Here is a 12,136-nt window from a genome sequence, read left to right on the forward strand (position 1 = left end):
GCCAGTGGCACCAGTATGGCTGCTACGGAATGTGCCAGGATTAGTGCCAGCGCCACGCCGGCAGCACCCTGGCCGGGAACCAGAAACCAGGCAGACAGTAATGCTACCACAATCCATGCCATGTGAATGAACATGATGACTCGCGGCCTGAGAATCGTCAGTTGATTGACCGCGGGCTGTGAAATCATGTGAATCAGTGCCACCACCAGAAGGTAACTGGCAGGATAAACACCTTCCACAAAGTCCTTTCCGAAGAAGAAAGGCAGCAGCCAGGGAAGCAGTATCAACCCGACACAGGTGACAGGAATCATGTAGATCGCGGACAGCCAGGTATTGATCAGGACAACGCGGTTAACTCCGCCATACGGTTCGCCTCGCAAGCGTGTCATCAAACTGATGGTTGCCTGGTTCAAGAGGCTCGGAAGAACACCTGTGATGTTTCGGATGGAACTGGCAGCGTTGTAGTAGCCAACTTCACGGAACCCAAAAAAGGGATAAACCGAAAGTGCATAGTTCGCCATCCACACCACACCCTGCTGAAGTGCAAATCCCAGGGGCAGCAGTGAGGTTGCCATCAACTCTTCACGCGAGGCATAGCGAACGAGCAGTGCCATCATGGCAATCATCACCAAGTTGACCGCGGTACTGGTGCCCAGTTGTAACAGGCCAAAGCGTAACATTGGTTTCACCGGCACATCACTGGCGATGCGGGAAAACAGATTGACGTTAAAATGATGGTGCAACAACCAGAGAATCACAGTACACGCGCTGAGTGCCGACACAGCATGAGCGAATACCATCCAGCCCGGCCCCTCCATGGCAGCCCAGGGCATGAGCAACAACATGGTAATTCCGAAAATGGATGAAAGCATCACCAGGCCGCGGTAGTATGAAAGCCCCAGCATCAGGCCGCGTGCTGCATCAAGCATGACAAACATCGGTGCTGTGAAGACCGTTACCAGCAGCACACGAAAAAACAGAGGCTTGTTGTAAAACCAGTGAGCCAGCGGCCACACACAGATCAGCATTAACAACGAGGCAATCAGTGCTAACTGCACTGATAAATGAATAATGCGCAGGACAAACGCCTGATTTTGCGGATGCCCGACGGGATACTCTGCCGCAAACCGGGTAGCTACCATGCCAATACCAAGACTGGCCTGGCTAGCAAGAAAACCAGCAGTCTGCAGGGCCAGCCCGTATGCACCATAATTCTCTGCACCGGCAATGCGTGCAGAGAGAACATTTGCCAGAAACAGAAATCCGCGCTCCAGCAGCGTGGCAATGGCAATCAGGCTCGCGCCATGCAGCAGAAACGAGCGAATCGCCAGTCGTGCGGGAGTAGTGCGGTAAGAGTCAGGCAACACATACCTTTCAATGGCATTTCTTTACGGATTCATGATATGCATCAACATAGCAATGTACGCCAGTGCTGTACGGTTTCATCCCAGGAGGCCTGCATGCGATGCTTCCAGGCTGCTTCACGCAACGACGCATAAAAAGCATGATCATCAATTAGTTGCACAATCCATCTGGCAATGGTTTCTGCATCGTCATTCGGTGCAAACGCCTTGCCTGCATCGGCAAACATATGTTCCGGCGAACCGCCTACTGCAGTACCCATCACGATGAGGCCGAGGGCATGATACTCACGCAGCACCATGCCACCCGCTTCGGCCCGGGAAAGCAGGCAACCAACATCTGCTGACGCTACCAGGTCAAAGAAGCGTTGAGCCTCCTTGCTCTTGTCGAGGAATCCCACCCAGTTGACATTCGGAACATCCTGCAGATCGGCAGGCAGTGTAGAACGCTGGCAACCCATCACCGTCAGTTCATACGCTTTGCCTTGGGTATGCACCTGCTTGAGCGCTTCCAGCAGACGATCCAGCCCTTTGCGATCCCAGTACTTTCCAACAAAGATCAGCTTGAGTGGATCGTGGGGATGTCGCATCCGGCATGTTGCGGTGGAGTACCACTGCAGATAGGTAGTGCGATCCAGATTGGCTCCCGGAATTATCGCATGCACCTTTTCCGGAGATATGCCGTAATCTTGAATGATGCTTTGTGCCGCCCAGCGGCTGTGCCCCACAATGAGTTCAGCAGCCTGGTAACCAGCGCGTTCCCGTTCAATAGCTTCGCGGGCGATGGCTGAACCGATGTAACTGCCTACCTGGTAAAACTCAAAAAGTTGTTTGAGTGTCATATCGACATAAAAGAACTTTCGGTATCGTTTATCGCTAACCATCGAAGGCGGGTATAACTGAAAGCAATTGATGGTACGGGCATCTCGCAGGCGATGTATTTCGTGCTGCCAGAGATTTTCAAGAAATGAACTGGAATACTGATAGCCGCCTACACCACGGCCTGTCATGCCACGCCAACTGTTCCACAGAATACGCCGGACTTTCCACGCTGTACCACTGGCAGTCAGTCGCAATCCATCATCGAGAAATCCGAGTGCCTGCCCGGCTTGCAGAAAGTGATAGGGAATGCCACTCCAGGTAATGGGATCATGCACATCACCCACTGCAGCCAGATACGTCTTGGTCATGATGCAACTCGCATCATGGCTAACTGGCCACAGACTGCCAAAGCCCATGGCCGCGACCAGTGAACGGTTCCCGCCTGGATTCCTGTATCGAGTATTTCCGGCACACGCTTTTCAATCCAGCCGTGCGTTGCCAGATGCTGCATGCCTTCCATGACCATGCTGCGCAGTTCTTGCTTCACCCATGCTTCCATAGGGAAGGTGAAACCCTGCTTGGGCCTGTCGTAAACGGACGTTGGCAAAGGCTGCTTCAACGTTTCATAAAGCAGCCGCTTGTTCTGCATCAACTCAGGCGTATGTCCCAGCTTTGGCCATAATGTCTGGCACAAGACATGATCGACCAGGGGCACACGCACTTCAAGAGCATGTGCCATCGACATGACATCAATATCGCGAAGTAGTTGTGTGCACAGGTATTGTCTTGATTCCAGACGTGAAACCGAGGCATGAACAGTCTCTGAGGCAATGGCTCTGAACTGCATCGATTCCAACTCATGCACCTGTTCCTGGATCCTCGCTTGTCGATCTAAAACCGCAGGCCCCAGAATGGCCTGGATTTCGTGAGGCATGAACAGACCGCGAATGGAACGGTAACATTCAGTGGCATCTGCAACATGCTTGCACAAGTGTTTCCATTTTGCCCGGCGATGAGGTTTCTGAAACAACTCTAGCAAGGGGCCTACCCAGCGAAGAATCTGTTTTCGACTCTGCATGGCGGGCAACCAGCGAAACGATGGGTAACCGCCAAAATATTCGTCACCACCAGTGCCTGACAGAACAACTTTGAGTCCAGACTCTGCGACTACCTTGGAAACATAGTAGCTGTTGAATGCATCAAGCGTTGGCTGATCGTAGTGAGCAAAAATGGTTGGCCAGTCGTTCAAAAATTGCGATGAAGTAACCTTGCAGACATGATGCTCGGTTTCAAACTGCTTTGCCACTTCCTGGGCTATGGTTTCTTCAGAAAACGTACTCTCAGCAAAAGTGATGGTGTAGGTCTGTACCTTGCTGCCTGTCACCTGTCTGACGGCAGATACCAGACTGCTTGAATCAATGCCTCCGCTGAGAAAAACACCGACAGGTACATCTGATTCCAGATGCAGCTTGACACTTTCTTCTACCGCAGCGCCAACCTGCTGCCGAAACTGAGTGATATCAACAGGCGTGGTTGACGGTGTATCTGCATACCAGGCTTTGGCATCTGCAAAAGAACCGGAGGTCGTCGATTTATCTTTGTGATAAGCCCGCCAGCAACCAGGCTGCAGCGATGTATAGCCTTGCAGCCAGGTATGAGGTGCTGCAATGGAACCCCAGAGCAGGTAATAGTAAAACCCTGCAGGATCTATCTTTGGTTTTGCATCAGCAGATGCCAAGGCAGCCAGCTCTGATCCGAACACTACGCTGTCGTTGTGTTCGTGATACACGAGCGGTTTGATACCGAAGCGGTCTCGTGCCAGCAGAAGCGACTGTTCCTGCTCATCCCAGAATGCCAGGGCAAACATGCCTCGCAACTGATGCAGTGCCTGGATGCCTTCATGAATTAACAGGTAGAGAAGAACCTCACCATCGCCAGTAGATCGAAAGACGACGCCACGGGCGATCAGCGATTCCCGCAAGGCACGAAAGTTGTAAATTTCCCCATTGAAGATGAGTGTGTAGCGGCCAGTGGCATCGTGCATCGGCTGATGGCCGGTCGGCTTCAAATCGAGAATGGCCAGCCTGCGATGCCCCAATCCCACACGACCCTGAGGCGAGACAAAACACCCCTGGCCATCGGGGCCACGGTACTTCATCCGGTCAATCATGGACTGTACCCTGTCGTTGATGACAGGCACCGGTTGAGCGGTCTGACTGAAGTACCCGGCAATCCCACACATGCTATGACTCAAGAACACCAGCCTGAAACAGGTACAAACATTTGCACCCGTCGCAGGCTGTTATTGGAAATGGCGATTCTTAGTTCGCTTTTACCTTGTTCATCGATTGCTGCTTGGAGATCAGGCTTTCAATCTGCTGCAGCTTGGTGCCGATGAACAGCACATTATGAATGGCCAGTTCTTCCTTGGCAGCGCCACCGGCCTTCATCGGGTCCATCATCAGATCACCGGAACCGAGTCCCAGAATCAAATGGCGGAACAGATCGTCGCGCAGTTTGGTAAAGGCCAGACCATCGGTATCAAACGTGCGCTCTCCACCGCCGAAAATGAACTTGTGGGTGATCTGTCCAGGAGTTACACGCCAGTAATGGGTGCGATCGTAGAAGAAAAACACGAATGCCCACATGATGAACAATGCTGTCGAGAAGAATACATAGTAGCCCAGGTTCATGTGGATACGGAGTTTACCCAGCGCAGACAGAATGCTATCCCACCATCCCAGTGCAGAGATGCTGACGATGATCAATGCCAGCGTCACAATCACCACGAGCGAACTTAATCCTCGCAGATGCACCGTGGTAATCAAAATGACCAGGATGCAGATGAAAGTGAACAGGATGCCATAGGTGGATGTTTCGGACATGCGTTCACGGAACTGGCCGTTCTCGCCAATCCCTGCATTTTCCTTGATCAGTCGGGCTGGCCCCTTCGAATCCTGAAGGACAATCGTGTGGGCTTTTTCATCGTACTGTGATTGTGCAGGAACAATGGCGGCTCGGGTATCGTCATACCAGGTCAAGAATGCGAACAGATAGCCAAAGACCCAGATGGGCCACCAGTAAAACAGCATCGTGTGTCCGTAGATGATGATTTCCTGCGGTGGTGTGCCTGCAGGTGGCGGTGGCGGCGGGGCTGGTTTCGGAGCGGCCGGTGGTGTCGGAACATTAGACATCGTTCAGCCTCATTTCATGAAGTGTTGACACCGAGTCGATACTCGAATACTCAGTGATTCGTCTACACGCTCAGGATATTAACTGGAAGAAAAATGAAGAGAAGCAGAATTTCAAGATTTCCACGTAATTCAGGAAATCTCTGGACTAAACAAATACTACCTCGGACGATCCTTCCACCACTTCTCCTACAAAATGAGTCATCACGCGGGAAGCCTCTAGGTGAGCTTTAACCGCCTTGGCAGCTTCAAGTGATGCAATGACAATGAATCCCAGGCCGCCATTGAAGACGCGATCCATTTCACTCTGCTCGACACTTCCCAGCTTCTGCAGCCAGGGCAGAATCGAAGGCATGGGCCAACTGCCTCGTCGCAGATTCACCTGACAGCCTGCAGGCAGAATGCGCGGAATGTTATCCACCAGACCGCCACCAGTTATATGTGCCAGTCCGTGAATGGCTTCCTGTCCCTTAAAGTGCTTGATTAATTCCAGTATCGGCTTCACATAGATGCGGGTTGGTTCCAGAAGTGCAGCACCCACCGTGGTGCCCAGTTCACGCACCACCTGCTCGATATCGAGCTTGGCATGATCAAAAACGATCTTGCGAGCCAGGCTGTAACCATTGGAATGCAGGCCACTGCTGCTCAGACCCAGAACTTGGTCACCGGGTACGATTTTTTCTCCGGTGATGACTTCATCACGCTCTACTACGCCCACACAAAAACCAGCCAGATCGTAATGGCCTGGTTCCATATCACCCGGGTGGATTGCGGTTTCGCCACCCACCAGCGAACAACCTGCCCGCAAACAGCCAGTGGTGATCCCTTGGACAATTTGCTTGAGCAAAACAGGATTGTCTTCGGGCATGCAGACGTAATCAAGAAACACCAGCGGCTCTGCACCGCAGCAGAGCGCATCATTGACACTCATAGCCACCAGGTCGATGCCCACGGTGTCGTGCTTGTTCAGTTTGCGGGCTACATGAATCTTCGTGCCTACACCATCGGTACAGGTGACCAGCAGTGGCTGGCGATAACGGGATACATCCAGATCATACAGGCTTGCAAAGCTCCCAAACCCATCGAGCACGCGGGGTGAATGCGTTTGCCTGGCCAGCGGAGCAATCGCGGAGATGCCCTCTTCATAGAGGTCAAGATTCAAACCGGCTGAACGATAAGTCAATGGCATAATGAAAATCTATGACTGATGAGCGGACAGGCCAACAGTATCCCTAAGAACTAAGTGCCCACTCAAAAAGGAAGCTTGAGGGTGGGTGCCACGGTTTGCGTGTACTCACGCTAACCGTGCCAATTCACCACGAAGTCATTTTTGCGGACTAACTTATCTACTGTGACATGTGAAAGGTTATTTCTTATTGAGCTTCCAAACGGTCAAAGATGTATTGCTGCCCGGCTTCGATTCAAACGAGGTTGGCCGGGGCTGGCCTGGTTGGGCAACGCAGAGATATAGTTGACCGTCTTTGAATTCATAGATTCCCAGTGAAACTTTGTCCTTGGCTGGGCCATCCAGCATGGTGGAGTCGATCTCCTTCGGTGATGCCTGCGGGTTCAGTTTGATCTTTGATTTCTGCAGTGCTTTATCAAAGAGAGATACGATTACCACGTCGTCCTTCACATCTCGGAACAGGGTTTCAGCAACATCATCAGGCTGACGCTGACCATTGCGGATATTCAGCGTGCAACCCCATTCGCCCTGCATGGCTGTCAAATCAGCCTGTTTGGGTTCATCAGCTACCGGCATCAACAGACCGATCAAGAGGCACCACATGTTACTCACTCCTGTTAGAGAGAAGTTGTCGCATCACCTGTCCCGTATGTTCAATCTGTTCGCGGGAGACATCCAGATGGGTTACCATCCGCAGCGTGTGACGGGCTGTAGGTAATGCTAGGACTCCATGTGCCTGGAGACGATGCTGAAGTTCCTCTGCAGTGCCCAGATTCTCATCAAGCTTTAAAAAGATGAGGTTGGTCTCCACACTGTCCTGGCCGAGTGAAATACCCTGAATGGCTGTTGCCAGTTCAGCCAGTCTCTTGGCATGAATATGATCTTCTGCCAGTCGATCAATGTGGTGATCGAGAGCATAGATGGCAGCAGCAGCCAGCACGCCGGCTTGCCGCATGCCGCCTCCGAACATCTTGCGGATGCGACGTGCCCGCTTGATGAACTCTTTCGGACCGACAAGGGCTGAACCCACTGGCGCTCCCAGTCCTTTGCTGAAACAGACGGAAACGGAATCTACCGAGTTGCACCAGGTCGCCAGCGAAATGCCAGTTGCTACCGAGGCATTCCATAGCCTGGCGCCATCCAGATGCACTGCCAGCCCCTGCTGATGAGCCCAGCGGGCGACCCGCTCCATGGTTTCCAGTGGATAGATTTTCCCACCACCACGGTTGTGAGTATTTTCCAGACAGACCAGTCTGGTGCGTGGCGTGTAATCAGCATCCCCTTTGACCTGCCCGTCCATGTGATGCACATCAATGATGCCCTGCTGGCCTTCAAAGGTTCTGCACATCACGCCATTGAGGGCAGCGGGCGCTCCGGTTTCGTAATGAATGATGTGATTGTTGACATCACAAAAGAGTTCATCGCCCGGTTGTGTGTGGCAACGAATGCCAATCTGGTTCGACATGGTGCCCGATGGGACAAACAAGGCAGCTTCCTTGCCCAGCATGGAAGCTACCCGCTCCTCCAACTGGTTCACCGCCGGGTCTTCACCAAAGACATCATCGCCTACCCTGGCTGAAGCCATGGCTGCTCGCATGCCCTCGGTAGGCTGGGTGACAGTATCGGATCGAAGGTCAATCATCGGCAACGGATTCCCTGGTATTCCAAAGGATATTCATAATCTTTGCGAAGCGGGTGGCCTAACCAGTCATCAGCCATCAAGATGCGGGTTAAGTCAGGGTGGCCGGTAAAACGAACTCCGCCTAGATCGTAACATTCCCGTTCGTGCCAGTTGGCTGCAGGCCAGATGTGGGTAACCGTGGGTACATCAGGAAGCTGATGAACGATGTTATCCTTCCAGCGGGGCAACAGAATCTTAACGACCAGCCTATGACGGTGTGAAAAGCTCATGAGGTGATAAACCACTTCCAGATGCGGCTCAAATCCAGCCTTGGCCACCTTGCCCGGATCGGTTTCGAGGAAATCCACCACGGTCATGCAGTTCAGCACATCGAAATGCAGACGCGGTTCATCATAAAGAAACCGGGCCAGGGCAGGCCAGTCTGCAGGTGAAACGATCAGGTATGGGTCGAGTGCAGTTGCGTGACGTGACAGCAGCGTGATGCCACTTTTTTCGTCAATGATTTGTGTAATGTCGGGAAATGTCATGAAACAAACCAGGAGCTTCTTTCCTGGTTTGTCTTAGTGCGCTGGTATGTGCTTGTCCGAAAGATCAATGATCTGGATCGGTAATTGCCCGGCAATAACGTGCCAGGAGCAGTTCCGTCTGCAACAATTTCTGCCAGGTGGAAAAATCGAGGTGAACTTCGGTGCCATCTTCATTCATCTGAGCGGCGGGGATAACGGCACCTAGAGAACGATGCAGGAAGTCGAGTATTTCCGAAAGGCGGGCTGCTTGCGAGGGGCTTAGCTTCTGTGGCAGCGGTGGAAACTTGAATCGACCGATCTTGAGTGATTCATTCGAACTGACTTCAACATTATCATCAGCGATGGTGAAATCCGGTGAAACTTCATCGGTCTGATTGACTGATTTATTAATGAGGCTGTGCAGGTCGTCTGAGGAATCAAGCTTTTCAGAAAAGGCAGCATGGTGAGCAGCCTGGGTCATCTGCGTTTCACGTTCGGCAATTTCTTCCAGCGAACCGAACAAGAGGACTGATCTGCCTAGATGGACACAGTCTCCGACGCGAAGGCGATGAACATGAATAAGCTGGCCGTTGACGCGTGTACCGTTCGTACTTTCAAGATCGGTCAGGATCATGTCGCCTTGATCAAATTGGATTTTGGCATGAAAGCGACTGATACGTTCGTCATTGAGCCGGACACTGTTGCCTTCTTCTCGGCCAACCGTGATGGGGGTGGCAAGATCTTTAAACTGCAAACCTTTATCCACGCCATCAATGACTTGGAAGGTAAGTGTAGCCATGTTTCTCTCGGCCCAGAAAAGACCGTGAAAGTTCTATTCCCAGTGGAACCATGATGAATTGCAGTCACGGTAAGTACAAAGGTCCCTGAGGAACCATAGCACTGGCATGATTGCGCGTCAAAGCCCACAACTCCCTTTTAAGCGTTCCAGAGACCATTGTCAACAACCGAGTTGCAAGAATCTGCAGGGTTATTTGCGTTTATCGGCTTTATTCTGTAAATCACGCCATAAGTCGCCTAGTTTACCGCGAACACCTGCTGCAGGTTTATTTTCGTTGTTCAGCATTTTTTCACGCTTATCCTGCCACTGGGCAATTGCCTGATCCTTGGCCTTTTTCACAAAGCGACGTTCCACCATGCCCCACAGGCTCGAAACAATGAAATAGAGACACAACCCTGCGGCGACCCAGTAAAAAGCCAGGCCCATCACCAGAGTCATGTAGTTCATCATTTTGATCTGCTGTTCCTGCTGCTCATCCATTGCAGGTGGAGCCATCAGCTTCTGGTAGACATACATGACAATCACTGCAATGATCGGCAGGATATGCAGATATGGACCCAGATACAGGAAGCTGATGGGCAGATTGGTGGCGAAATTGTCACCCCAGCGCAGCAACATGTCGGGCATGGCCAGGTTGTCGATCCAGAGGAAACTCGACATTCTCAGGTGCATGCTTTCACGCAGTGCAAAATAGAGTCCAAGGAACACCGGCATCTGGAGCAATAGAATCCAACAGCCATTGCAGCCAGCCAGCGGACTCATCTTGTGCTTCTTGAAGAGTTCCATCTGTGCCATCGCATATTGCTGACGATCATTGGCATACTTCTTCTTGAGTGCTTCCATTTCCGGGCGGATCACTTTCATTTGTTCCTGCATCTTGGCCTGGTTCTGGGCCTGCTTGCGGCTCAGCGGGAAGAGCAGCAGTCGTACAATCACGGTCATAAGAATAATGGCAATGCCATAGTTGCCTACGAATTTGTAAAGATTCTCCAGCAGACGATGCATGATATTCGTGCTGCCTACCAGCAGACCGGTGATGCCGGTAGCACGGAAAAATGATGTCCAGGTGACATCGGTAGCATCGGTCATTTGATTGAGATGCAACTCTTCGCTGTATCGTTTGGTCAATCCAGGCCGTACGTCCTTTTCGTAATCGAGCAAGAGGGTTTTGGTGGGGCCTGCGTAGAGAAGATACTTGTGGGATTGAGGCTGACCCTTATCCAGAATCACCGGCGTGGAAATCAGCTTGGTAGTCATACGCCCCTGACGTTCCTTGTAGTACTCAGGAGCATCGGCATCAGGTCCCACGTATTCTGCCAGCACTTTATCGATGAGATAGGGTGTCGCTTCGCCGTCGGCATGATCAACCACAGCCAGGCTGGCAAAGAACTGAATCATCACCCCGCCGAAGAGAAAAACTTTTCTGCTCTTGGGATCGTTAAGCGTGAAGCTGTTGGGTGTGCCATCTTTTTTGAGCTTTTCGACGCCTTCCATGGTGCGGTACACGGTAGTCGGCTTGTCTGCATCTTGTGTGGCAAAGACATAGTTGCGGAAAGAAAACTGTTTCCAGCGTAACCCTTCCACCGGCAAGCCTTGTGGGCCGCTTAACTCATAGGTAAAGTTCACAGGCTTGGCTGGGTCGATGGCTGCAAACTGCAATTCCATTTCAACGTGGTAAGTATCCTTGGCCAGCGAGAAGTTTTTAGTGACTTTCAGGTTCTTCGCAGGGATATCAACTGAGTAACTGACTTTTTCCGAAGTTGCTCCGGGCAGTTGTTTCCAGGGCAATGCAGCCAACTCGGGGGATACCTGCTCCTGTTCGTTTAGCAAGGAAAACCGGTAGGAGAGCAACTCAAACTGACGGGAGGGTTGCAGTTTCAATCGATTGTGATCTTCATCATCCGTTACCAGCACCAGGCGAGGCCGTTTGCCTGAAGCATCGGCTTCAAGGCGTTGCCCCGTTTGCCGATCTGAGCCTTCATGTTCATTTAGCGTGATGTTACGAATAGCAGCGCCACGATCGGTAAACACTACTTTGATTTTCGTGGTGTCATCACCGAGCGTATGTTCCGTGGCACTGGGTAACTGTGCCAGTAACTGGTTGAGTTTTTCACGAGGGTTGGCGACCGGTTCTGGGGGCTTAACCGCTTCCTGTTCTTTGTTGGCTGCTACATTCTGCTTGTCATCCACTTTCTTTTCTGAAGGAGCAGTGTCTTTCTTGTCGGCTTTCTTTTCTACCTGCGTAGCCTGGGCCTTCTTGGCTTTGTCATCTCCTGCCAGGAACTTAGCCAGCACCGAATAGCCAATGAGCACACCGGTCGTCAGGATGACGAACAGCCAGAACCGTGACCGTTGACTCAGATTATCAAGACCCATGGAGAGTTCGCTCACAAATGACAGACAGAAAACCCCGCAGAAGTAATTCTGCGGGGGGTAACAGACCATTTACATCTTATAGAGGAGTGGGGATAGGCTCAATTGTTACTTTTTCCCCTGTGCTTATTAAGTTTCGTATTTGTATTTCGAGCTGATTCTTAAGATAATCGCACCTTTGAACCATCACCCAGGCTGTATACCATGCGTACGTGTATCATCCTTGTCTCTGTTTGCGCTGCCTCAATAACTCTCG

At 51.7% G+C, this 12,136-nt stretch carries 10 protein-coding genes; all 10 read right to left on the minus strand.

Annotated elements, in window-relative coordinates; genetic code table 11:
- Positions 1-1,367, minus strand: a 1,367-nt coding sequence (locus JNJ77_09465; protein ID MBL8822802.1) for an oligosaccharide flippase family protein, incomplete at its 3' end; no start/stop codon positions are given.
- A 41-nt stretch (positions 1,368-1,408) separates the two neighbouring features.
- Entirely contained in the window at positions 1,409-2,551 is a 1,143-nt protein-coding gene (locus JNJ77_09470) for a glycosyltransferase family 4 protein (protein ID MBL8822803.1), read from the minus strand.
- Positions 2,548-4,425, minus strand: coding sequence for an asparagine synthase (glutamine-hydrolyzing) (asnB, locus tag JNJ77_09475; GenBank protein ID MBL8822804.1), 1,878 nt, complete (start codon positions 4,423-4,425; stop codon positions 2,548-2,550). The genes JNJ77_09470 and asnB overlap by 4 nt, the downstream gene beginning before the upstream one ends.
- Before the next feature lie 79 nt (positions 4,426-4,504).
- Positions 4,505-5,377 carry a hypothetical protein gene (locus tag JNJ77_09480; GenBank protein MBL8822805.1) on the minus strand — a complete coding sequence of 291 codons (873 nt, stop codon included), beginning with the start codon at positions 5,375-5,377 and terminating at the stop codon, positions 4,505-4,507.
- A gap of 145 nt (positions 5,378-5,522) precedes the next feature.
- Complete coding sequence (locus JNJ77_09485; GenBank protein MBL8822806.1) at positions 5,523-6,563, minus strand: phosphoribosylformylglycinamidine cyclo-ligase; 1,041 nt, start codon at positions 6,561-6,563, stop codon at positions 5,523-5,525.
- Between the two features lie 177 nt (positions 6,564-6,740).
- Positions 6,741-7,163 (minus strand): TIGR03067 domain-containing protein, encoded by a 423-nt coding sequence (locus JNJ77_09490; GenBank protein ID MBL8822807.1) that lies wholly within the window; start codon positions 7,161-7,163, stop codon positions 6,741-6,743.
- Between the two features lies 1 nt (position 7,164).
- Complete coding sequence (gene ltaE, locus JNJ77_09495) at positions 7,165-8,202, minus strand: low-specificity L-threonine aldolase (GenBank protein ID MBL8822808.1); 1,038 nt, start codon at positions 8,200-8,202, stop codon at positions 7,165-7,167.
- Positions 8,199-8,729 (minus strand): NADH-quinone oxidoreductase subunit C, encoded by a 531-nt coding sequence (locus JNJ77_09500; GenBank protein MBL8822809.1) that lies wholly within the window; start codon positions 8,727-8,729, stop codon positions 8,199-8,201. The genes ltaE and JNJ77_09500 overlap by 4 nt, the downstream gene beginning before the upstream one ends.
- Positions 8,730-8,793: 64 nt before the next feature.
- Positions 8,794-9,507 (minus strand): FHA domain-containing protein, encoded by a 714-nt coding sequence (locus JNJ77_09505; protein MBL8822810.1) that lies wholly within the window; start codon positions 9,505-9,507, stop codon positions 8,794-8,796.
- A gap of 189 nt (positions 9,508-9,696) precedes the next feature.
- Positions 9,697-11,883 carry a membrane protein insertase YidC gene (locus JNJ77_09510; GenBank protein ID MBL8822811.1) on the minus strand — a complete coding sequence of 729 codons (2,187 nt, stop codon included), beginning with the start codon at positions 11,881-11,883 and terminating at the stop codon, positions 9,697-9,699.
- Positions 11,884-12,136: the final 253 nt, after the last annotated feature.

It is taken from the genome of Planctomycetia bacterium (assembly GCA_016795155.1).
Classification (GTDB): domain Bacteria; phylum Planctomycetota; class Planctomycetia; order Gemmatales; family HRBIN36; genus JAEUIE01.

Bases quoted from the DNA above. Each gene is read 5' to 3' on its own strand.
- JNJ77_09505 (MBL8822810.1), bottom strand. From the start codon at position 9,507: ATGGCTACACTTACCTTCCAAGTCATTGATGGCGTGGATAAAGGTTTG.
- ltaE (MBL8822808.1), bottom strand. From the start codon at position 8,202: ATGATTGACCTTCGATCCGATACTGTCACCCAGCCTACCGAGGGCATG.
- asnB (MBL8822804.1), bottom strand. From the start codon at position 4,425: ATGTGTGGGATTGCCGGGTACTTCAGTCAGACCGCTCAACCGGTGCCT.
- JNJ77_09500 (MBL8822809.1), bottom strand. From the start codon at position 8,729: ATGACATTTCCCGACATTACACAAATCATTGACGAAAAAAGTGGCATC.
- JNJ77_09485 (MBL8822806.1), bottom strand. From the start codon at position 6,563: ATGCCATTGACTTATCGTTCAGCCGGTTTGAATCTTGACCTCTATGAA.
- JNJ77_09510 (MBL8822811.1), bottom strand. From the start codon at position 11,883: ATGGGTCTTGATAATCTGAGTCAACGGTCACGGTTCTGGCTGTTCGTC.
- JNJ77_09480 (MBL8822805.1), bottom strand. From the start codon at position 5,377: ATGTCTAATGTTCCGACACCACCGGCCGCTCCGAAACCAGCCCCGCCG.
- JNJ77_09490 (MBL8822807.1), bottom strand. From the start codon at position 7,163: ATGTGGTGCCTCTTGATCGGTCTGTTGATGCCGGTAGCTGATGAACCC.
- JNJ77_09470 (MBL8822803.1), bottom strand. From the start codon at position 2,551: ATGACCAAGACGTATCTGGCTGCAGTGGGTGATGTGCATGATCCCATT.